We start from the raw sequence: 21,653 nt of genomic DNA, 5'->3' as shown, positions 1-21,653 counted from the left end.
GAATAAAGAAATGAGGACGGTGAACTTATGGTACTGACAATAGCGGCGGCCATCTTTGTCTTTGGCCTGCTTGTGCTCGTGCATGAACTTGGCCATTTCGTGACGGCCAAGATGACGGGCATGCGCGTCGATGAATTCGCAATTGGCTTTGGACCAAAACTCGTGAGCTTTCAGCATGGCGAGACGGTTTACTCGATTCGTGCGATTCCGCTCGGCGGCTTTAATGATATTGCGGGCATGGACCCAGAAAATAACGATGCGGGCAGCCGCGGCTACTGCGAAAAGCCGGTTGGCTCGCGCATGATCGTGATTCTCGCGGGCTCCATCATGAATTTTATTCTGCCGCTCATCCTGTTTTTCGGCATCTTCTTTTTTGCCGGGGTCAGCACGCCGAATCCTGAACCGATTTTAGGGACGGTGCTGGCCGGCAAGCCGGCAGCAGAAGCGGGGCTGCAAAATGGCGACCGCGTGCTGGCCATCGATGGCCAGCCTATCTCGAGCTGGTCGGAATTTGTCGACGGAGTCAAGGACAATACGGGAAATCCTGTCGACCTTACAATCCAGCGCGGCGAGGCAACATTTGATGCAGAGGTCACCCCAACCTATGACAGCAGCACGAAGCGCGCGATGGTCGGCGTCATGGGCTCTGTCAATACGCGTTATCCGGGACTTGTCGAGTCGGCTTCTCTTGCTGTGCAGAAGACAGGCGCCATCCTTTACATGATGGTCGATGCCCTCTATAAAATCATTCTCGAGCTTTCGGGGGCAGAACTTGCCGGGCCGATTGGCGTGGCGCAGATGGCAGGCGAGGTGGCCCAGATGGGCTTTGTACCGCTTTTGAATTTTGCAGCTTTCCTGAGTTTGAACCTCGGCATTGTCAACCTGTTCCCGATTCCGGCACTTGATGGCGGTCATTTCCTGACGCTCTGCGTTGAGGCCGTGCGCGGCAAGCCGCTGAGTCCTGCTGCCCTTCGCTATACGCAGAATGTCGGCATTGTTCTGCTGTTGCTTTTGATGATTCTGGCCACGAAGAATGATATTGTCCGTGTCTTGTTCGGAGGCTGAGGGCTGAGTACTGGAAGGCCATATAATATAGAAGGGAAGTGTCCCATTTGTACGATTTAAAGAGACGCCGTCCGACGCGCCAGATTCATATCGGCAAGGTCGCGATTGGCGGCGGCGCGCCGATTTCCGTGCAGTCGATGACGAATACGAAGACGACAGATACCGAAGCAACGGTCGCTCAGATCCGTGCGCTGCAGGCAGCGGGCTGCGACATCGTGCGTTTGGCTGTGCCCGATATGGCAGCGGCCAAAAATCTCGGCAACATCATTTCGCAGGTCAAGGTACCGCTCGTCGCGGATATCCACTTTGACTACAAGCTGGCCTTAGAGGCCATTCGTCAGGGCATCGATGCCCTGCGCCTGAACCCCGGCAATATCGGCGGTGAGGAAAAGGTCAAAGCCGTAGTCAAGGCGGCGAAAGAAGCCCATATCCCCATCCGCATCGGCGTCAATGCCGGTTCGCTCGACAAGAAAATCCTCAAAAAATACGGCGGCGTCACGCCGGAGGCTCTTGTAGAGTCGGCCATGGAGCATGTGCGTATTTTAGAGGCCATTGACTTCCATGACATGAAGATTTCGCTCAAGGCCCACGATGTACCCTTGACGATTGCGGCTTACCGCCTGATGAGCCAGACCGTTGACTATCCGCTGCACCTCGGCATTACGGAGGCCGGCACGGTCAACACGGGCATCATCAAGTCGGCAGTAGGCATCGGGGCATTGCTCGCCGAGGGCATCGGCGATACATTCCGCATCTCGCTGACGGGCGACCCCGTCGTCGAGGTCCGCGTGGCCAACGAGATTTTGAAGTCTTTAGGCCTCAAGGAATACGGTCCGACGCTCGTGGCCTGCCCAACCTGCGGCCGCACGAGCATCGACCTGCCGGCCATCGCTGAAAAAGTCGAGAAAAAGCTCGCGGGACTGACAGAGCCCATCGAAGTTGCCGTCATGGGCTGCGTCGTCAATGGTCCGGGCGAAGCGCGCGGCGCCGATGTCGGTATCGCGGGCGGCAATGGCGAGGGGCTGATTTTCCGCAAGGGCGAAATCGTCCGCAAGGTTCCGGAAGCAGACCTCGTCGAGGAATTATTCAAGGAAATCGATCAAATATTGGAGGAACGCAAATCTCATGAGAGCAAGTAATCTTTATGCACCAACCCTTAGAAATACGCCGGCTGAAGCTGAAATCGTCAGCCACCAGCTCATGTACCGTGCCGGCATGATCCGCAAATCGGCCGGCGGCATGTATACGTTCCTGCCGCTCGCCTGGCGCACCATCCGCAAAATCGAGCAGATTATCCGTGAGGAAATGGACGCTGCTGGCGGTCAGGAAATCATGATGCCAATTCTGCAGCCGGCAGAATTTTGGCAGGAGAGCGGCCGCTGGAGTGTCTATGGCGACGAAATGATGCGTATCAAGGACCGTCATGGCCGCGAGTTCTGCCTTGGTCCGACGCATGAGGAAATGATGACGGCTCTCGTACGCGATGAAGTCCGTTCCTACAAGCAGCTGCCGTTGATGCTCTATCAGATTCAGGATAAATTCCGCGATGAGCGCCGTCCGCGTTTCGGCCTGATGCGCAGCCGCGAATTCATCATGAAGGATCTTTACTCCTTTGATAAGGATGTCGAGGGCATGAACGAATCCTACAAGAAGATGTACGATGCTTATACGAAAATCTTCACGCGCATGGGACTCGAGTTCCGTCCGGTCGAGGCCGACAACGGCGCCATCGGCGGCGGCCATTCCCACGAATTCACGGTGCTTGCCGATGCCGGTGAGTCGAATATTGCCGTCTGCACGAAATGCGACTATGCAGCCAGCGACGAAAAGGCAGAGCTCAAGCCGATTGCCGAGGTACCGGAAGAGGAGCTGCCGCTTGAAAAAATCGCTACGCCCGGCACGAGCACGATTGAAAGCCTTTGCGATTTCCTTAAGGTTCCGGCTGACAAGACCATCAAGGCCGTCGCTTACCAGACAGACAAGGACGAGCTCGTACTTGTCTTCATCCGCGGCGATCACGATGTCAATGAGATCAAGGTTATCAATCATATAGAGGATGCTCTTGACCTGCGCATGGCCGACGAAGAAGCTATCAGAGCCGCGGGCGGCTGCCCGGGCTTCATGGGCCCCATCGGCATCAAGAAGGGCACGCATGTGCTCGTCGATGCTTCGGTCATGAACATGCACAATGCTGTCACGGGTGCCAATGAGACCGACGTTCACTACAAAAATGTCAATCCGCAGCGCGACTTTGATAAGGAAAGCATCGTTGTCACGGATCTGCGCATGGTCAAAGAGGGCGACCCGTGCCCGCACTGCGGCGCACCGATGAAGATGACGCGCGGCATTGAGGCCGGCCAGGTCTTTACACTCGGCACGAAGTACAGCAAGGCCATGGGGGCGACATTCCTTGATGAAAATGGCAAGGAGCAGCCTCTTATGATGGGCAGCTATGGCATTGGCGTCGGCCGCACGATGGCCGCTGCCATCGAACAGAACAATGACGAACAGGGCATCGTCTGGCCGCGTGCCATTGCTCCGTTTGAAGTCGTCATCGTTGCGGTCAATGCCAAGAAGGAAGAACAGCTCGCCTATGCTGAGGGCATTTATGAAGAATGCCGCAAAGCAGGTCTCGATGTTCTGCTCGACGACCGCAAAGAACGCGCCGGCGTCAAGTTTAAGGACTGCGACCTCATCGGTTATCCGGTCCGCGTGACAATCGGCCCGAAGGCCGTTGACGAAGACGTCATCGAGGTCAAGGTCCGCAAGACGGGTGAAGTCTATAACTTCACGCGTGCGGACTACCTTGAAAAAGTCAAAGAGCTGCTTGCGTCTCTCTAAGATGTCATAAGGAAATATAAAAAGTCCGCTTCGGTTTGCTGCCGGAGCGGACTTTTTTGTAATCTTATAGAGTTGCAGGAAAAGCGATTAAAGATAATACTCGGTATGGTCTTCCGGCTTCAGTGAGAAGGCAGCGAAGACTTTGTCGCGTACGAGCAGGAAATCATCGCTTGTGCGGTCTTTGCGCAGATTCATGGAGAGGTGTACGGGGATGATGGTCTTGATTTTGCCCGGATTCGGCGTCATGACGACGATGCGGTCTGCGAGCACAACAGCCTCGTCAATATCATGGGTGACGAAGATGATGGTCTTATGCTGATCGCGGCAGATGGAAGAGATCTCGTCCTGCAGGCTGATGCGCGTCAGGGCGTCGAGGGCCGCAAAGGGCTCGTCCATAAAGATGATATCGGGGTCCACGGCGAGTGCGCGGGCGATGGCGACGCGCTGCTGCTGGCCGCCGGAAAGCTGCGCAGGATGGCGCTCAGCAAAATCTTCGAGGCCGACGATCTTTAAATACTTCATGGCGATTTCCTGACGCTGCGCTTCCGGCACTTTCAGTGTCTCGAGGCCAAGTTCCACATTTTTCTCGACGGTACGCCAGGGCAGCAGACCGTAATTCTGGAAAATCGTGATGTTCTTGATGCTGGGTTCCCTGACTTTTTTGCCATCGATGAGAATGTCGCCGAAGCTTGGCTTATCGAAGCCTGCGAGCATCGATAAAAGCGTGCTTTTGCCGCAGCCGGAGGGGCCTAAGAGACAGATAAATTCCCCTTTTTCAATGTCGAGGCTGACGCGGTTCAGGGCAGTGAAAACACCTGTGCCATTGGCGTCCGGATATTCGCGAGATACGTCGCGGATCGATATATAGCTCATCTTTAGTCCTTCCTTTCGTGAATGCCCCAGATTTTATAAATACGGCTTTCAAGCATCTTTACGATTGTGTCAAGAATCAGGCCGAGTACGCCAATTGTAATGATGGCAGCCATCAGCATATCGGCGCGCAGATTGTTGCGCGCGTCCATGATCAGGAAGCCAAGGCCCGACTGGGCGCCGACCATCTCACCGGCGACAAGGAAGACCCAGGCCGTGCCAAGGGCGAGGTGGATGCCGTTGGCAATGCGCGGGAAAATAGCGGGCAGGATGATCTTAGTCAAAAGCTGCGGCTGCCGAATGCCGAAATTCTGCGCGACCTTTAAGTAAACCGGCTCAATTGTGGCAACAGCAGAAACCGTGGACAGGAGCACAGGAAAAAAAGCGGCAATGAAGATAATGACGAGAGCCGGCATTTCACCGATGCCGAAGAACAGGACGATAAACGGCAGCCAGGCTGTCGGCGAAACCGGCCTTAAGACCTGGGCAATGGGATTCAGGTAAGCCCAGACCTTTTGATACCAGCCAAGTACGAGGCCAAGCGCCATGGCAATGATGACGGAGCTGATATAGCCGATGAAGAAACGGCGCAGGCTGTCGAAGATATCGCGCTGCAGTGTGCCGTCGGCGAGAAGTTCTTCAAAACCCTTGATGGTCTGCCATGGCGAAGGAAATAAGGCCTGATTCCAGCCGCCAAAGAGGACCATGCCCTGCCAGACGATGAGTACGACAATCAGGGCGCCGATGATGTGCTGGCCTTGTTTCAATGCGTTTAATGAGTTCAATTTCATTGCGATAGAACCTTTCCCTTGTGCTTGTGATGGATAGAATATTACGGCAGCAGCGTCGTATCGACGAAGTCTTCATAAGAAGGTGCCTTTTTGATGAGCTTGGCTTCATTCATGCGCTGGAGCAGATCTTCGTAGGAGTCTTTCGTAATGGCGAGATTTGAATACGAGATGAACTGCAGGGACTGGTCCAATACTTTGCCCGTGGCCTTAAGATAACGCAGGGAGAGAGGTTTTTCTTCATCCGGATGGGCATCGAGGTAAGCGCCGGCTTTGACGTAATCGGCGACGACGCTCTTGGCGAGGTCGTGATTATTGGTGAGAAAATCGCCATTGAAGACGAGTGCACAGCAGACGTTGTCAGGCCAGAGTTCGTGAGTGTCCTCAAGGATGTGGCCGGTGCCGAGTACGACGGATTTTGCGCCAAAGGGTTCGGCAACGCTGTAAGCCGAGATCTGTCCCTGTGCAAGGCCGGAAGGCATTTCCGGCGGTGTCATCTCAACGACCGTGAGATCGTCTTCGGTCATGCCGTGATTCTTGAGCATCTGGTCGAGCAGGAGCTTCTGGGAGGACTGCTTATGCGGAATGGCAAAAATCTTGCCGCGCAGATCTTCCACAGAATGGATGTCATTGCCCGCGACGATGATATTGCCTTCGCGGTGGGAAAGTGCTGCTGCCTTGACATTGATGCCCTGTTCGCGCGCTTTGATAGCAAGTTCGACGAGCACAGAAGCGGCATCGACTTTGCCCGTGTTCAAGGCATCCATGAGTTCCGGCCACGAACTGTATTTGACGAGTTCAATGCGGACTTTGCTGCCATCCGCGAGTTCCTGCTCGGTTGCTTCAAAAAGAGGCAGTGCATGCGTAATGGGCAGATAGGCGACGCGGACGGTGCGGATACCGTCTTGATCGGCCGCGCGGGGTGCGGTGCTGTCTTTGCCGCAGCCGGCAGTCAGCAGCATGGCAAATATCAGGATGCTCATGCACAGAAATAGGTATTTTTTCTTGTCGGGCTTCATCAAACCACCTCTTGAAATAGGATAAAATAATATTAGTATACATAGTGAAATACTATATTTTAAAATAAGAAAAGAGGCTGCCACAAGGGGCAGTGCCAGCTTGCAGCAGCCTGATCGTATTCTATAATACTAATTAAAAGTATATATGTTTAGTATGTTTTATTTTATAAGAATATCATACTGTATCCGGGCAAAATTGTCAACAAAAAAACCACGCCAAAAGAGGCGTGGTTTTTCTATTTCAGGGATGTGATTAAGCACCGATGACCGTATTGAGGTCTTTGACGAGCTGGTCAACGTCGATGCCATGGGCCATAGCGCCCTGCTCGATGTTCTCGAAATGAGCGGCAGCACAGCCGAGGCATCCCATGCCGGCATTGATGAATACATCAACCGTATCCGGATACTGCTGAACAACTTCGAGAATACTCATATCTTTCGTGATTGCCATGATAAAAATCCTCCTATAGGAAATTAAAAGTAAAGAATCATTTGCTTGTTACGTCTGTGATATGCATCACAGATACGTGGATGGGGTATATTTCGAACCATCACAGGAATTATAACACACTTCCAGTCAAAAAGACAATACGTCAGCTCACAGATCCGGCTGAGAATATCTGAGAAAAATTTTCGCAAGGTATGGATTCTGTGCTATAATCGAGTCAGCGTCGTGTGAATTTCTACCATATATTAAGGAGTTTTTTTGAAATGAAGCGATCACGTCATATCGTCGGACTGGCTTTTTTGACAATCGTACTGTTTTTAACAGGTTTGTGCCTTCTGCCTGCTCATCTGCATCAGGCAGAAATGGCGGCAGGCAGCACTGCCGCAGACAGTACGGAGTCAGGTCCGCAGATCCTCGTGCTCAATTATCATAAAGTCAGTGATGAATTTTTGTCACTTGCTGTGGCACCGGCAGACTTTGACTGGCAGATGCGCTATTTGAAGGAACACAATTATCATGCCATCACGCCGGATGAGCTTTATTCTGCGCTGGAGGGAAACGGCACGCTGCCTGAAAATCCTGTGCTCATAACATTTGACGATGGCTATCAGGACAACTATGACAATGCGTATCCCATTCTCAGGAAATATGGGCTTAAAGGCACGGTCTTTGTTGTCACGAGTTTTGTCGGCACGCGCAAGGGCTATCTGACCTGGGACGAATGCCGCGAAATGGAGAAAAATGGCATGACCGTGGCTTCGCATACGGTTGACCATAAGTCCATGACAGACCTTACGAACGATCAGCTGCGTGCAGAACTCGTGGAATCTAAGAAGAAAGCGGAGGCCGAGCTCGGTCACGAAGTCAAGTACATGGCTTACCCCACGGGTACCTATAATCTGCACATTGCCCAGCTCGTGCGCGAAGCCGGCTACAAAGCAGCGTTCACGATCAAGTACGGAGGTGTCAGCCGCAAGAGCAATATCTACGCGCTGGAGCGCGTGCCGATTTTCCACACGGAGCAGACGAATAAGGATTTTGTCGAACGCATCCATTATACGCCGGTCTTTGCCAATTTTGGCTGGACAAAACATTGAGCAATATCCGTCAAAAGGGCCTTTTCCTGTCAAAAAAACGCAGGAAAAGGCTTTTTTCTATAGAATAATGAATTTCCGCTTGCCAAAGCAGGAAATATCTGCTATAAAAAAGAATAGATAGAGTGGTGAATTATGGGGAAAAGTGGCTCTTAGGGAAAGGCGGTGCAGCAGGATGTTTATGGGAGAGTATTCCCATGCGATTGATGCGAAAGGGCGCATCATCCTGCCGGCTGATTTTCGTCAGGAGCTCGGTGTCTCTTTCGTCATCACAAAAGGCCTTGATAAATGCTTGTTCCTTTATGGACAGCAGGCATGGGAAGAATTGGCGGCCAAGCTTCGCGCCCTGCCGCTTGCCAGGCCGGAGGCAAGGGCTCTTGTGCGCTTTTTCTTCTCAGGTGCACGGACGCTGGAATGCGATAAGCAGGGGCGGTTCCTTGTGCCGGCAAATCTCCGGAATTATGCGGACATCGCCTTGCGGCAGAATGTCATCTTAGCCGGTGCGGACAATCGCATCGAGGTCTGGAGCAAGGAACAATGGCTTGCGTATACGAATGAAGTGGAACCTGACGTGGCAGCGATTGCGGCGTCGCTTTCCCAGCTTGGCATATAAGTACGTACACATGAGCAGGCATAGAGAGTATATGAATTATTGAGATAGTAAGATGGGGGCAGGAAACGTGGAGTTTCATCATATCAGCGTCATGCTGGAGGAGACAGTCAAGGGTCTCGTGACAAATAAAGAAGGGATCTATGTTGACTGCACCTTAGGCGGCGCTGGCCATTCCCATCGCATTGCAGAACTTTTATCGCCGGAAGGACGCATCATCGGCATTGACCAGGATGAAGAGGCCATCGAGGCTGCCAAGGAGCGTCTAAAGGACGTCAAATGCCATGTTGATATTGTGCACAGCAACTTCTCCCATCTCGAAGAGATCCTGAAAGCGGAGCATGCGCCGCTCGTGGATGGTGTAGTCTTTGACCTCGGTGTCTCGTCTCATCAGATTGATACGGCGGAGCGCGGTTTTTCGTACATGCACGATGCCCCGCTTGATATGCGCATGGACCCTGAGGCCAGGTTTTCGGCTTATGATGTCGTCAATACGTACAGCGAAAAAGAGCTTGACCGGATTTTTCACGATTATGGAGAGGAACGCTGGGGCAGACGCATTGCGCAGTTCATTGTCAAGGCGCGGGAAAACGGGCCGATCGAGACGACGGGGGAACTGGTCGATATTATCTGCAAGGCTGTGCCGAAGGCTGTACGTCAGGCGGCCAATGGCCACCCTGCCAAGCGCATTTTTCAGGCTATCCGCATTGAGGTCAACGATGAGCTAGGCATCCTTGAAAATGCTTTCAAAACGGCAGTACATCATTTAAAGCCGGGCGGGCGCATTGCAATCATCACCTTCCATTCGCTTGAGGACCGCATCGCCAAGAAAACGCTCAAGGAAATGGCACGCGGCTGCATCTGCCCGCCGGAACTGCCTGTCTGTGTCTGCCATCATAAGCCGGAAATCCGGCTGCTCGGCAAACCAAAACAGGCGACAGCCGCTGAGCTTGCACATAATTCACGTTCCAAGAGCGCGAAGCTGCGCATCGCGGAGAAACTGCCGGCTGCACAGACTGACGATGCAGACAGCGGAGATTTTAGAGATGGAAAGGAGGAGCGCTGATGCTGGCCAGACAGGAAAGACAGGAAGAAACATATCATGCTGCAGAGGAACGCGATGGCCTGAAAACAAGGCATACCGTCTCAGAAGAGCCGCTCGTCCGCCGTGTGCTCAATACGTCTCTGCGTTCCCATTTCCAGATTTTGTTTATTGTCACGGCTTTTTTGGCCATGCTTGTGACCATTGGCAGCGGCATCAGTGCGAGCCGCGGCTATACGTTGGTCGAAACGCAGAACGAGGCACAGCAGATTGAGCAGGAGAACGAACGTCTCAACGTCGATATTGCCAAACTCAAGAATCCGGAACGCATCAAGTCCATTGCGGAAAGCCAGCTCAACATGCAGGTGCCGAAGAAAACGTATTTTGCTCATGAAAGCAAATAATGCGGATATGTTTATAAATTTATGAAGGAAACAGGCCGTGAGGCCTTTTGGAAAGAGGCTGCAAACACAAAGAAAAGTGCGCAGCTTCTTTTGTGTTTGCGCGGCGCATGGATACGGTTTATAATAAATTACGGCCCGCAGTCATTAGAATAAGAAAATGCGGGACTCTGAGGAGGAAATAAGATGAAAACAATCGGTCAGCTGGCAGCTCTTTTAGAAGATGCTGTCGTAATCGGTGATAAAAACACGGTCATCACGGGGATTGAACACGATTCCCGCAAGGTTCAGCAGGGTACCCTTTTTGTCTGCATACCCGGTGTTCATGTCGATGGTCATAAATTCATTCCACAGGCCGTCAAGGCTGGTGCCAGCGCTATCGTGACGACGCGCGAAGATGTCGAAGTGCCGGAGGGAATTGCCATCCTGCGCGTGAAAGACCTGCAGCCGGCCCTTGACACAATTGTCCCGTTTTTTCACGATTATCCGGCCCGCAGGATGCGCGTGATCGGCATCACGGGGACAAACGGCAAGACGACGACGAGCTATATCACGCGCGCCATCCTGCGCCGCGCTGGCTTTAAGGTCGGCCTTATCGGCACCATCCAGATCATGATTGAGGATGAGGTGCTGCCCATCCATAATACGACGCCGGATGTCGTCGAGCTGCAGCATACGCTCGCGATGATGCGCGATGCCGGCATGGATTATGTGGTCATGGAAGTTTCTTCCCACGCACTCGACCAGAACCGCGTGGCGGGCATTGAATTCGATACAGCGGTCTTCACGAATCTCACGCAGGACCATCTCGATTATCATAAGACCCTCGAAAATTACAAGCTGGCAAAGGCCAAACTCTTTGACCATGTTTCGGAAGCCGGCGTCAAGGAAGGCAAGACAGCCGTCATCAATATCGACGATGCGGCCAGCACGACGATGCTCGAGCATGCGAAATGCCAGCATCTGACGTATGCCATTGAAAAAGAAGCCGATCTGCGCGCCACGGATATCCTCGTTCATGCCAATGGTGCAGAGTTTGTGCTCAATCATAAGAGCTTCGGCAGGATGCCGCTGAAGCTCCATATCACGGGCATTTTCAATGTCTATAATGTCATGAGCGCCGTCGGTGCTGCTCTTGCTGAGCACATCGATGCCAAGTTCATTAAGGAAGCTCTTGAACATTTCACGGCTGTGCCGGGCCGTTTTGAGCTCGTCAAGGCCGGTCAGGATTTCTCCATCATTGTGGATTACGCTCATACGCCGGATGGCGTCGAGAATGTCCTCAAAACGGCGCGCAAAATTGCCAAGAAGCGCATCATCGCGGTCTTTGGCTGCGGCGGCGATCGCGACCGCACAAAGCGTCCGATTATGGGCAGACTCGCAGCGGAGCTCGCAGATGTCGTCATCGCGACCTCGGACAATCCGCGTACGGAGGATCCGGAATTCATCCTTTCGCAGGTAGAGGAAGGCGTCAAGGAAGGACTCAAAGAGTCGGGCGGCAAAAAACACCACGAGAAGATCACAGACCGCCGCGAGGCCATTTACCGCGCCATTGAGCTGGCTGAAAAAGACGATATCGTCGTCATTCTCGGCAAAGGCCATGAGAACTACCAGATCCTTAAGGATAAGACCATTCATTTTGATGATAAAGAAGAAGCCCGTGCAGCTGTGGCTGCCAAGCTCGCCAAGAAATAAGACGGGATTTACGGGAAATCTTGCAGAGGCAAGCAGAGTTGGAGAAGGGAGCAAACTGATGCCAGCATTTACGCTTGATGAGGTCCGCGAAGCAACGGGAGCACAGCTCTACCGGATCGAACATGAGGAATTCACGGATATCGTAACGGATACGCGCAAGATCACGCCGGGGGTGCTGTTTCTGGCGTTTAAAGGCGAACGTTTCAATGGTGAGGATTTTGTGCGCGAGGCCGTCGAAAAGGGCGCGAACGGAGTCATGGTCAGCGAAGCCTGCCCAAAGGCGCAGCTCGCCGGCCTCAAGGCCACGGTGCTGATTGTTCCGGATACGCTCAAGGCTTATCAGGAACTTGCCCATGCGTGGCGCATGCGCTTCGATATCCCCGTGGTTGCCATCACGGGCTCGAATGGCAAAACCACGACCAAAGATCTTACGGCGGCGGTGCTTTCGGCCCGCGGTCCTGTACTCAAGACACAGGCCAATTACAATAACGAGATCGGCCTGCCGCTGACGCTCCTGGGCATGCGCAAAGAGCATACGGCAGCTGTCGTCGAGATTGGCATGCGCGGCCTGCATCAGATTGAGGCCATGGCGCCCATTGCCGCACCGTCCGTCGGCATTGTCACGAATGTCGGTGAAACGCACATGGAGCTTTTGGGATCCATTGAGAATATCGCACGTGCCAAGTCGGAAATGGTCGAAGCCATTCATGCCGGCGGCGCAGTCATCCTCAATGCGGACAATCCCTATGTGGCGGCCATGCGCAAAAAAGCCAAAGAGGGCGTGCGCGTCCTGACGTTTGGCATCGAAAATGAGGCAGATGTCATGGCTTCAGCCATTGAGACCGTTGATGGGCACGAGACAAAGTTCGTGCTGGACTGGAAGGGACGCCAGCAGACATTCACGTTTGCCATGGTTGGCCGTCATAATGTCTACAATGCACTGGCTGCCATTGCCGCTGGCTTTGCCCTTGGCCTGACGCCGGCTGAAGCAGCTTCCGGCCTGCGCAATCTCAAAGCGACGAAAATGCGCTTTGAAGTACAGGACGTCAAACATTACCATGTAATCAACGATGCTTATAATGCCAGCCCAATGTCGATGAAAGCGGCCATTGAGACACTTTCGGAACTCACGAAAGGACGTAAGATCGCAGTTATGGGCGATATGCTCGAGCTTGGCAGCGTTTCGGAAGAAGCCCACCGCGAAGTCGGACGCGAACTTGCGGAGCATAATTTTGCAGCTGTAGTCACGCGCGGTCAGATGGGAGCGTTCATCGCGGACGGTGCCGAAGAAGGCGGCATCCATGATGTTTTTCGCGCGGATTCGCATGAAGAAGCAGCCGCTTACCTGCATAAAATCCTGGAACCGGGGGACACCATCCTGTTTAAGGGGTCACGCGGCATGCAGATGGAAAAAATCATCGATCTGCTTTAAGCATCAGTCGTTTTTAAACGATTGAATCAAGAGAGAGTGGAGACGTTAAAAGTTGGATAAAATATTGCTTGCGGCCATCATCGCCGCTGGTCTTGTGCTCAGCATAGGGCCAATACTCATTCCGGAGCTGCACAAGCTCAAATTTGGACAGAGCATCCGTGAAGAAGGGCCGAAAAGCCATCAGGCCAAGAGCGGTACGCCGACGATGGGCGGTATCATGATCATTCTGGCCATTGTACTTGCAACTGTGGCAGCTGCTCCGCTGACACCGGCCATCCTGCTGGCTCTGTTCATTACGCTCGGTCATTTTGTCCTTGGCTTCCTGGACGATTACATCAAGGTTGTCAAAAAGCGCAATCTCGGCCTTAAGGCCAAACAGAAGATGCTCGGTCAGATCATCATCGCGATTGTCACGATGATTGTCGGAACCCGCGTGCTCGGCATCGATACGAGCATCTGGATCCCGATTGCGGATGTCAATATCGATATTGGCATTGGCTATTATTTCCTGGTGCTTTTTGTGCTCGTCGGCACGAGCAATGCGGTCAACCTGACAGATGGACTGGACGGTCTTGCTTCGGGCACGGTCGCCATTGCCTCAGGCGCGTATGCCCTTGTCTGCTATATGACCGGTCATTTTGACCTCGCGCTTTTCTGCGTGGCCATGATGATGGCCTGTGTGGCTTTTCTGCGCTTCAATGCCCACCCGGCTAAAGTGTTCATGGGGGATACGGGTTCCCTGGCACTCGGCGGCGCCATTGCTGCGGTCGGCATTCTGACGCATACGGAGATTCTTTTGGCCGTCATCGGTTTTGTCTTTGTCTGTGAGGCCTTGTCTGTCATTATTCAGGTTATTTCGTTCAAGACGACGGGCAAACGCGTCTTCCGCATGAGCCCGATTCATCACCATTTTGAGCTCGGCGGCTGGAAGGAGACCAAGGTTGTCTTTGTCTTCTGGATGGTGGGGCTGTTGGCTGCCATTATCGGCCTTTTGATGATGCCATAATGTCATTTGTTATATCCGGGGGGATTCGTCATGGAGTTGGATTGGAAACAGAAACACGTTTTGGTCATAGGTGCGGGAATCAGCGGTTTTGCAGCTGCGAGACTGGCAAGACGTTTTGGCGCTGATGTCACCTTGAGTGATGCCAAGACGGAAGAAGAACTTGAGAAACTCGGCGATGATTTTTCCAAACTGCGCGCGGCAGGCGTAACGCTCGTCTTCGGTCCGCAGCAGGAAAGCATGCTGGATGGCATTGACACGGTGATTGTTTCACCGGCCGTGCCTGTGCGCATTCCGCTCATTCAGGCCGCTTATAAAAAGGGAATTCGTGTCATGAGCGAGGTGGAGCTGGCTTACGATATTGCAGAATCGCCATTTTGCGCAGTGACTGGCACAAATGGCAAAACGACGACGACGACGCTTCTCGGACTGCTGCTCAAGACGCATTACGAAAAAGTCGGCGTGGGCGGCAATATCGGCGTACCTCTTTCTGAGGAAGCCCTGCGCATTGGCAAAGGCGGCTGCATCGCAGCGGAAATCTCAAGTTATCAGATGGAAGCGACGGAACATTTTCATCCGCACGTTGCGGCTGTACTCAATGTGACGCCGGACCATATCGTGCGCCACGGCTCGATGGATGTCTATCAGGCCATGAAGGAGCGCCTTTTTCGCGAGCAGACGAAAGAAGATTATCTCGTGCTCAATTACGACGATGAACGCACGCGTTCCATGAAAGAGCGTGCGCATTCTACAGTCTGCTATTTCAGCCGCCGCGAAGAACTCCCAGAAGGTGTCTTTGTCCGCGGCAGCGTCAAAGACGGCATGATCGTGATTCGCTGGGCCGGACAGGAATATGAGGTCTGCCGCACGAATGAACTCGGCATTAAGGGGCCGCACAATGTTGAAAATGCTCTGGCAGCCATTGCTTCGGCGTTTTTCGCTGGCTGTGAACCGGAAAAAATGGTACCGGTGCTCAAAGAATTCCGCGGTGTTGAACACCGCATTGAGTATGTGACGACCATCAACGGCGTGCCGTATTACAACGATTCCAAGGCGACAAATACGGATTCTGCCATCAAGGCCCTTGAGACATTCGATGGTCACATCATCCTGCTGGCGGGCGGCGATGATAAGATGACGGATTTGACGGATTTCATGAAGCTGGTCAAAGAGCGCGTGTCGGAGCTTATTCTCATCGGCCGGGCAGCAGAGCGCTTTTATGAAGCGGCGGTCCAGAACGGTTTCCCTGAGGAGCACATTTACGCTGCAGGGTATTCTATGCCGCGTGCCGTTGAAATGGCACATGCTTTGGCGCAGGCGCCGGACGTCGTGCTGCTTTCTCCGGCCTGCGCAAGTTTTGATATGTACCACAATATGGCAGAGCGCGGCCGCGATTTCAAGCGTCTCGTGCGTGAATTTGAAAAACAGAAGTGACGAAGGATAGGAGGAGTCAAGTCTTGAATATCATCGTTTCCGGCGGTGGCACGGGCGGGCATATCTATCCGGCCATCACCATCATAAGGACCATTCAGCAGAAAGTACCAGACGCAAAGTTCCTTTATGTCGGTACGAAACGCGGCTTGGAAGCCGATATTATCCCGAAGGAAGGTCTGCCTTTTACAACAGTGGACATTCAGGGATTTGAGCGTCACCTGACACCGGATAATATCCTGCGTGCGGGACGCGCGATGGTTGGCGTAGCGAAGGCGACGCGCATTGTCCATAAATTCCAGCCGGACGTTGTCATTGGTACGGGCGGCTACGTCTGCGGTCCAATTCTTTTGGCTGCCAGCCTCATGCACATCCCGACGCTCATTCAGGAGCAGAATGTTGTGCCGGGCATCACGAATAAGATTCTTTCCAAATTTGTCACGAAGATTGCAGCAGGCACGGAAGAAGCCATGAAGCATTTTCCAGCGGACAAGGTTGTCTTCACGGGCAATCCGATTCGCAGCGAGGTGCTTTCGGCGCAGCGTGAGGACGGCGCGGCGGCTTTTGGCTTTGACCCGAAGAAAAAGACCGTGCTGGTTTCGGGCGGCAGCCGCGGTGCGCGTGCCATCAATCAGGCCATGATCGGTGTATTGAAGCACGCAGCGGACTATCCGGAGGTCCAGTTTTTGCACGTGACAGGCAAGCGCGGCTACCAAAATGTCCTGGAAGCCTTAGCAAAAGAGGGCGTGGAACTTTCGAAATGTCCGCATATCCTGGTAAAACCGTACCTTTATAATATGCCTCAGGCCATGGCAATGGCCGATTTGGCGATTTTCCGCGCCGGCGCGACGGGGCTGGCAGAGCTCACGGCACGAGGGATTCCTTCTATCCTGATTCCCTATCCATATGCGGCGGAGAATCATCAGGAACACAATGCAAAAGCCCTGCAGGACGCCGGTGCAGCCCGCATGATTCTCGACCGGGATTTGACAGCAGAATCTTTGAATGCGGTTTTGGCAGAGCTTTTGAGCGAACCGGATAAACTGCAGGCCATGGCCAAGGCCAGCAGGAAAATGGGAAGGCCGCAGGCTGCCAGCGACATTGCAGATATTGTTCTCGAGATTGCCAAAGGGTAACAGAGTGGCACAAATATAAAATGAAAATGGAAAAATAGGAAAGGTGATTGGAGTGCATAAAGAGCTCAAAGAGCTGAAAGGCATCAAGAAAATTCATTTCGTAGGCATTGGCGGCGCTGGCATGAGCCCGCTGGCCAAGATGATGGTCGAGCTCGGCTATGAGGTATCCGGCTCGGACCGCGGGGATTCCGGTATCATTGAGAAACTGCGTCAGATGGGCGCAAAAATCACGCTCGGCGGACAAAAAGCGGAAAATGTGCGCGGCGTTGACGCCATCGTCGTTTCTACGGCCATTCCGTTTGACAATCCGGAAGTCCTGGCAGCTAAAGATCTCGGCATCACGAAACTGCACCGTTCGGATATCAATGCAGCCCTTGTCAATGAATACAAGGGCATCGCGGTAGCAGGTGCACATGGCAAGACGACGACGACTTCGATGCTCGGCGTAGCTTTGACGCATGCCGGTGTTTCCCCGTCCGTCGTTGTCGGCGGTGAAGTGCCGGACCTCGGCACGAATGCCGTGCTCGGCAAGAGCGATTACCTTGTTTCGGAAGCCGATGAAAGCGACGGTTCTTTCCTCAAACTGCACCCGCATATTGCCGTCGTGACCAATGTCGAAGACGACCATATGGATCATTACGGTACGATGGAAAACATCATCAAGGCCTTCACGCAGTTTATCCAGAATGTCGATAAGGAGACAGGGTATGCTGTCATCTGCTTCGATAATGAGAACCTGCGCAATATGGCTAAAAATCTTGACCGCAAATACATCACCTACGCCATCGACCATGAGGCGGATTACCGCGCGAAAAATGTCACGCACAGCGGTACGGGCATTTCCTTTGATGTCTTCCATGGAGACGCTGAACTCGGTCATGTCGACCTCAACATTCCGGGGCGCCACAATGTGCTCGATGCCATGGCCTGCATTGTTACAGGACTTTCTCTCGGCGTAAGCTTCGAGAAGATGGCTGCGGGCCTTGCAGCCTTCCACGGTGCAAAGCGCCGCTTCCAGACAAAAGGGCGCGAAAACGGTGTCTGGATTGTTGATGATTACGCGCATCATCCGACAGAAATTGCGGCAACGCTCAAGGCTGCCAAGGAGACGAAGCCAAAGCGTCTGATCTGTGTGTTCCAGCCGCACCGCTATTCGCGCACGCAGCTTCTGCATGAGGAATTTGGCAAGGCATTTGTCTCGGCCGATGTCCTCGTACTCACGGACGTTTATGCTGCTGGCGAGGCTCCAATCCCAGGCATCAGCGGCCAGACGATTGTCGATGAAGTCACGCGCCAGTCCGGCCAGCACGTCGTTTATGAGCCAAAGCGTGAAAAACTGGCAGCGTACCTCAAGGATTTTGTACAGCCAGGGGACCTCGTCATCACGATGGGGGCAGGAGATATCTACAAGACGGGTGAAGAACTTGTCAGCCTGCTGCAGAATCAGTAAAATAGAATCGCAGAGTCTCATTCGCTATCATAAAGGAGAATTTTCAGAATGAATCAGGATAAGATCGTCGTAGTCATGGGTGGCCCTTCCACAGAAGCCGCAATCTCCCGTCAGACGGGCAATGCCATTTTGAAGGCGCTGCAGTCGAAAGGCTATAATGCGGAAGGCATGGAGCTCAATCCACCGACCTTTGCCGAAGATATTAAGAAGAGCGGCTGTGCCATCGTCTTCAATGCCCTTCATGGCAAGTTTGGTGAGGATGGTGTCCTGCAGGGTACTCTCGATATGCTCGGCATCCCTTATACGGGTTCTGGCGTTCTTGCTGCAGCTGTCACGATGGATAAAGCCGCTTCAAAGCGCGTCTTTGTCGCAGAAGGCATCTCGACGCCGCGTTCCCATACATATCATCGTTTTGAAATGAAACGTGACCTCGCCGCTGAAATCGAAAAAGGATTTTCGCTGCCAGTCGTCGTCAAAGCTGCTTCACAGGGCTCGAGCATTGGTGTTTACATCGTGGAAACGAAGGATGCCCTTCAGGATGCCTTGAAAGAGGCTTTCTCGTACAATGATGAGGTCCTCGTGGAAGAATTTATCCGCGGCAAAGAACTGACTGTTGCAGTATGGGGCAATGAAGAAAAGAAGGAAGCTTTTCCTATTATCGAAATCACGACGACTTCCGGCCGTTACGACTATGAGAGCAAATACACAAAAGGTGCTTCCACTCATATCATTCCGGCCCGTGTTTCGGATGAAAAGACGAAGGAAATTCAGGACCTTGCCATCAAGACATTTACGGCCTGCGGCTGCCGCGGTGTCGCACGCGTTGACATGATGCTCAGCGAGAATGGCACGCCGTACGTCATAGAAGTCAATTCTGTACCGGGCATGACAGAGCTCTCGCTGGTACCGGATGCCGGACGTGCTATGGGGGTAGAATTCCCCGAGCTATGCGAACGCATTCTCGAGATGGCAGGTTTCAAGAAGTAAGAACAAGCTGAGAGAAGCATTTTCATTTTTTGCGCCGGACTTTTCTGTGTCCGGCGCTTTTCCATACAGGGGGATGCACTTTGAAGGAACAAGAGCAAAAAAAACATCGCAGCGGCAGGCGGCTTTTCAAGGGGTTCCTGTTCCTGGCTGCCTGCGGACTCATCATGGCCGTAGTCGTCTATACGCCAATTTTTACACTCAAGCATGTCGATGTCAGCGGCACGACATATCTGACACAGGACCAGATTTGTGAAATCGGTCGAATTCATACAGGAGAGCCATTGTTTCAGCTGCAGACAGATGCTGTGGCCCAGAACCTCATGCATGATCTGCGTATTGAATCCGCTGTCGTAAGACGGCAGCTGCCGGACAGACTGGAAATTGAGGTGACGGAACGGAAGCCTGTAGCCACTGTGGCCTGTGATTATGGCTATCTTGACCTTGATCATACAGGAAAGGTACTTGCCGCTTACCGTGCACTGCACAGCGTTCCCATTCCCCTGATTACAGGCACACAGGTCTCAGGACTTTATCTTGGTGATGATGTGGATGACGAAAACATTAAAAAAGTTCTTTATTTCCTGAGTCAGATTGACCTGGAGGCCTTGAATCAGATTTCTGAAGTCAATATAGCCAATCCGGATGCGGTCACTGCCTATGCGAACAGCTCTGTGCAAATCCGTCTGGGAAAACTTGATCGTCTGGATGAAAAAGCACAGCTCACGGCTGATTTTGTCAAATCTTTGAAGACGAGCAAGCATGCCATTGATTATGTTGATTTCAGCTATGAAGCGCCATTCATCAAATTAAAGGGATTTGATCCGAATGCTGACGATAAAGAGGCGGCGAAATCATGAGAGGCGTAAGATTGTCAGGCAGCACGAAGTGTTGTAAAATCAAGATAAAGAAATTTTCACTTTACCTATGGTATTCGGTATAAAATGATGGTAAACTGATAGAGGTATCTTGTGCAAAGATATCTTTAGTATAAGAAATGGACATTGGACTTTTCGGATGTCGAACTATATATTCTCGTGATGGGGGTTAAGGCAGTGTTTGAACTTGATGATAATGGGCTCGATCAATTGGCCAAAATAAAAGTAATCGGTGTAGGCGGCGGCGGCAGCAATGCTGTTAACCGCATGATCAATCTTGGACTGCAGGGCGTGGAGTTCATTGCTGTCAATACGGATGCACAGGCGCTTTTGAAATCCCTGGCTCCGAAGCGCATGCAGATCGGCGAGAAGCTGACGCGCGGCCTCGGTGCCGGTGCACAGCCGGAAATCGGCCAGAAGGCTGCAGAAGAGAGCCGCGATGACATCCTCGACACGCTGCGCGGGGCTGACATGGTCTTTGTCACGGCTGGCATGGGCGGCGGCACTGGCACTGGTGCTGCTCCTGTTGTAGCGGAATGTGCACGTGAGATTGGCGCGCTGACGGTAGGCGTCGTGACGCGTCCGTTCTCTTTTGAGGGCATGAAGCGCCGCCGCAATGCAGAACTGGGAATTGAAAATCTCAAAAAACACGTGGATACCATTATCACGATTCCGAATGACCGTCTCATGCAGGTGGTTGACAAGAAGACGCCGATTACGCAGGCCTTCAGCATCGCCGATGATGTCCTGCGTCAGGGTGTCAAGGGTATTTCGGACCTCATTGCCCTGCCAGGCCTCATCAACCTCGACTTTGCTGATGTCAAGAGTATCATGAGCAACGCTGGTTCAGCTCTCATGGGCATTGGTGAAGCTTCCGGTGAAAATGCAGCCGTCGAAGCTGCCAAGGCAGCCATTGCTTCGCCGCTTCTTGAAACGAGCATTGACGGTGCACGCGGTGTTTTGCTCAATGTTACGGGTGCTGAGGAGAATCTCAGCATGTTTGAAGTCACGGAAGCTTCTGAGGCCATCGAGAAAGCAGCAGATTCGCAGGCGAATATCATCTGGGGTGCATCCATTGATGATTCCATGGGGGATACAGTACGCGTAACGGTCATCGCTACGGGCTTTGACGCACCGGAAGAGACTGTAGGGGTACCAGATGCCAAGGCACAGGCTCCGGCGCAGCCACAGGCCGCTCAGACGCAGCAGAATGCGGCACAGCCGGCTGCCCAGCAGGATAATTCTGCTTCGATTGGCACCACTGTCGGCACGGACAGCTTTATCGATATCCCTGTCTGGATGCGCAGAAAATAAAAATCAAATAAAGTATTGACAAGTGCGTAAATAGCCTATATAATAAATACTGTTCTTAACGCACTTGTTAAGACATGGGTAGGTGCCCGAGTGGTTAAAGGGAACAGACTGTAAATCTGTCATCTTCGGATTACGATGGTTCGAATCCATCC

20 protein-coding genes and 1 tRNA gene are annotated in these 21,653 nt (G+C 52.8%); 17 read left to right on the top strand and 4 right to left on the bottom strand.

Translation table 11 applies throughout. The features are described 5' to 3' along the window. Positions 1-27: 27 nt before the first annotated feature. From rseP to ACE419_RS11120, 3 genes are read left to right on the top strand one after another with little or no spacing between them, the layout of a single operon-like run. Complete coding sequence (gene rseP / locus ACE419_RS11130) at positions 28-1,065, top strand: RIP metalloprotease RseP (RefSeq protein ID WP_435722036.1); 1,038 nt, start codon at positions 28-30, stop codon at positions 1,063-1,065. A gap of 38 nt (positions 1,066-1,103) precedes the next feature. Beyond that, positions 1,104-2,204, top strand: a complete 1,101-nt coding sequence (gene ispG, locus ACE419_RS11125) for a flavodoxin-dependent (E)-4-hydroxy-3-methylbut-2-enyl-diphosphate synthase (RefSeq protein WP_432646508.1) — start codon at positions 1,104-1,106, stop codon at positions 2,202-2,204. Next, entirely contained in the window at positions 2,191-3,906 is a 1,716-nt protein-coding gene (locus ACE419_RS11120) for a proline--tRNA ligase (protein ID WP_435722035.1), read from the top strand. Before ispG ends, ACE419_RS11120 begins: the two co-directional genes overlap by 14 nt. 87 nt (positions 3,907-3,993) lie before the next feature. Here ACE419_RS11120 and ACE419_RS11115 read toward each other — a convergent pair whose 3' ends face one another. The 4 genes from ACE419_RS11115 to ACE419_RS11100 form a co-directional block, all read right to left on the bottom strand. After that, a complete protein-coding gene (locus ACE419_RS11115) occupies positions 3,994-4,779 on the bottom strand; it encodes an ABC transporter ATP-binding protein (RefSeq protein ID WP_432646506.1) in 786 nt (261 codons plus the stop codon). A gap of 2 nt (positions 4,780-4,781) precedes the next feature. After that, positions 4,782-5,567 (bottom strand): ABC transporter permease, encoded by a 786-nt coding sequence (locus tag ACE419_RS11110; protein WP_435722034.1) that lies wholly within the window; start codon positions 5,565-5,567, stop codon positions 4,782-4,784. A 41-nt stretch (positions 5,568-5,608) separates the two neighbouring features. Beyond that, positions 5,609-6,583 (bottom strand): ABC transporter substrate-binding protein, encoded by a 975-nt coding sequence (locus ACE419_RS11105; RefSeq protein ID WP_435722033.1) that lies wholly within the window; start codon positions 6,581-6,583, stop codon positions 5,609-5,611. Between the two features lie 253 nt (positions 6,584-6,836). After that, positions 6,837-7,034, bottom strand: coding sequence for a DUF1858 domain-containing protein (locus ACE419_RS11100; protein ID WP_432646503.1), 198 nt, complete (start codon positions 7,032-7,034; stop codon positions 6,837-6,839). A 260-nt stretch (positions 7,035-7,294) separates the two neighbouring features. Between ACE419_RS11100 and ACE419_RS11095 the strand changes: the two genes are divergently transcribed. The 14 genes from ACE419_RS11095 to ACE419_RS11030 all read left to right on the top strand — a co-directional run bounded on the left by ACE419_RS11095 (position 7,295) and on the right by ACE419_RS11030 (position 21,653). Next, the gene (locus ACE419_RS11095) at positions 7,295-8,128 is read left to right on the top strand and encodes a polysaccharide deacetylase family protein (RefSeq protein WP_432646502.1); all 834 of its coding nucleotides are present in this window, start codon (positions 7,295-7,297) and stop codon (positions 8,126-8,128) included. Positions 8,129-8,300: 172 nt separating this feature from the next. Next, on the top strand, positions 8,301-8,738 hold the full coding sequence (mraZ, locus tag ACE419_RS11090) for a division/cell wall cluster transcriptional repressor MraZ (RefSeq protein WP_432646501.1): 438 nt from the start codon (positions 8,301-8,303) through the stop codon (positions 8,736-8,738). A gap of 67 nt (positions 8,739-8,805) precedes the next feature. Beyond that, positions 8,806-9,801: a 16S rRNA (cytosine(1402)-N(4))-methyltransferase RsmH gene (gene rsmH / locus ACE419_RS11085; protein ID WP_435722032.1), complete on the top strand. Its 996-nt coding sequence runs from the start codon at positions 8,806-8,808 to the stop codon at positions 9,799-9,801. After that, complete coding sequence (locus ACE419_RS11080; protein WP_432646499.1) at positions 9,801-10,181, top strand: cell division protein FtsL; 381 nt, start codon at positions 9,801-9,803, stop codon at positions 10,179-10,181. Before rsmH ends, ACE419_RS11080 begins: the two co-directional genes overlap by 1 nt. Before the next feature lie 183 nt (positions 10,182-10,364). Beyond that, the gene (locus ACE419_RS11075; RefSeq protein ID WP_432646498.1) at positions 10,365-11,873 is read left to right on the top strand and encodes a UDP-N-acetylmuramoyl-L-alanyl-D-glutamate--2,6-diaminopimelate ligase; all 1,509 of its coding nucleotides are present in this window, start codon (positions 10,365-10,367) and stop codon (positions 11,871-11,873) included. Between the two features lie 58 nt (positions 11,874-11,931). Continuing rightward, positions 11,932-13,305, top strand: a complete 1,374-nt coding sequence (locus ACE419_RS11070; RefSeq protein WP_435722031.1) for a UDP-N-acetylmuramoyl-tripeptide--D-alanyl-D-alanine ligase — start codon at positions 11,932-11,934, stop codon at positions 13,303-13,305. Positions 13,306-13,357: 52 nt separating this feature from the next. Continuing rightward, complete coding sequence (gene mraY / locus ACE419_RS11065) at positions 13,358-14,311, top strand: phospho-N-acetylmuramoyl-pentapeptide-transferase (protein ID WP_432646496.1); 954 nt, start codon at positions 13,358-13,360, stop codon at positions 14,309-14,311. A gap of 36 nt (positions 14,312-14,347) precedes the next feature. Beyond that, entirely contained in the window at positions 14,348-15,742 is a 1,395-nt protein-coding gene (gene murD, locus ACE419_RS11060; protein ID WP_432646528.1) for a UDP-N-acetylmuramoyl-L-alanine--D-glutamate ligase, read from the top strand. Positions 15,743-15,765: 23 nt separating this feature from the next. Next, positions 15,766-16,875 carry an undecaprenyldiphospho-muramoylpentapeptide beta-N-acetylglucosaminyltransferase gene (gene murG / locus ACE419_RS11055; protein WP_435722030.1) on the top strand — a complete coding sequence of 370 codons (1,110 nt, stop codon included), beginning with the start codon at positions 15,766-15,768 and terminating at the stop codon, positions 16,873-16,875. 43 nt (positions 16,876-16,918) lie between these two features. Further along, a complete protein-coding gene (gene murC, locus ACE419_RS11050) occupies positions 16,919-18,325 on the top strand; it encodes a UDP-N-acetylmuramate--L-alanine ligase (RefSeq protein ID WP_435722029.1) in 1,407 nt (468 codons plus the stop codon). Positions 18,326-18,373: 48 nt separating this feature from the next. Further along, entirely contained in the window at positions 18,374-19,312 is a 939-nt protein-coding gene (locus ACE419_RS11045) for a D-alanine--D-alanine ligase family protein (protein WP_432647951.1), read from the top strand. An 80-nt stretch (positions 19,313-19,392) separates the two neighbouring features. Beyond that, on the top strand, positions 19,393-20,169 hold the full coding sequence (locus tag ACE419_RS11040; protein ID WP_432647952.1) for a cell division protein FtsQ/DivIB: 777 nt from the start codon (positions 19,393-19,395) through the stop codon (positions 20,167-20,169). Between the two features lie 180 nt (positions 20,170-20,349). After that, positions 20,350-21,501 (top strand): cell division protein FtsZ, encoded by a 1,152-nt coding sequence (gene ftsZ / locus ACE419_RS11035; protein WP_439784585.1) that lies wholly within the window; start codon positions 20,350-20,352, stop codon positions 21,499-21,501. Between the two features lie 84 nt (positions 21,502-21,585). Further along, positions 21,586-21,653, top strand: a tRNA-Tyr gene (locus ACE419_RS11030).

This window comes from Mitsuokella apri (assembly GCF_047974105.1).
Classification (GTDB): domain Bacteria; phylum Bacillota; class Negativicutes; order Selenomonadales; family Selenomonadaceae; genus Mitsuokella.
This window is presented reverse-complemented; position numbering and strand designations above follow the sequence as displayed.

Excerpts from the sequence above, each read along its gene's own strand:
- rseP (WP_435722036.1), top strand. The coding sequence starts at position 28 with ATGGTACTGACAATAGCGGCGGCCATCTTTGTCTTTGGCCTGCTTGTG.
- ACE419_RS11120 (WP_435722035.1), top strand. The coding sequence starts at position 2,191 with ATGAGAGCAAGTAATCTTTATGCACCAACCCTTAGAAATACGCCGGCT.
- ACE419_RS11115 (WP_432646506.1), bottom strand. The coding sequence starts at position 4,779 with ATGAGCTATATATCGATCCGCGACGTATCTCGCGAATATCCGGACGCC.
- ACE419_RS11110 (WP_435722034.1), bottom strand. The coding sequence starts at position 5,567 with ATGAAATTGAACTCATTAAACGCATTGAAACAAGGCCAGCACATCATC.
- ACE419_RS11105 (WP_435722033.1), bottom strand. The coding sequence starts at position 6,583 with ATGAAGCCCGACAAGAAAAAATACCTATTTCTGTGCATGAGCATCCTG.
- ACE419_RS11100 (WP_432646503.1), bottom strand. The coding sequence starts at position 7,034 with ATGGCAATCACGAAAGATATGAGTATTCTCGAAGTTGTTCAGCAGTAT.
- ACE419_RS11095 (WP_432646502.1), top strand. The coding sequence starts at position 7,295 with ATGAAGCGATCACGTCATATCGTCGGACTGGCTTTTTTGACAATCGTA.
- mraZ (WP_432646501.1), top strand. The coding sequence starts at position 8,301 with ATGTTTATGGGAGAGTATTCCCATGCGATTGATGCGAAAGGGCGCATC.
- ACE419_RS11080 (WP_432646499.1), top strand. The coding sequence starts at position 9,801 with ATGCTGGCCAGACAGGAAAGACAGGAAGAAACATATCATGCTGCAGAG.
- ACE419_RS11075 (WP_432646498.1), top strand. The coding sequence starts at position 10,365 with ATGAAAACAATCGGTCAGCTGGCAGCTCTTTTAGAAGATGCTGTCGTA.
- ACE419_RS11070 (WP_435722031.1), top strand. The coding sequence starts at position 11,932 with ATGCCAGCATTTACGCTTGATGAGGTCCGCGAAGCAACGGGAGCACAG.
- ACE419_RS11045 (WP_432647951.1), top strand. The coding sequence starts at position 18,374 with ATGAATCAGGATAAGATCGTCGTAGTCATGGGTGGCCCTTCCACAGAA.
- ftsZ (WP_439784585.1), top strand. The coding sequence starts at position 20,350 with ATGGGGGTTAAGGCAGTGTTTGAACTTGATGATAATGGGCTCGATCAA.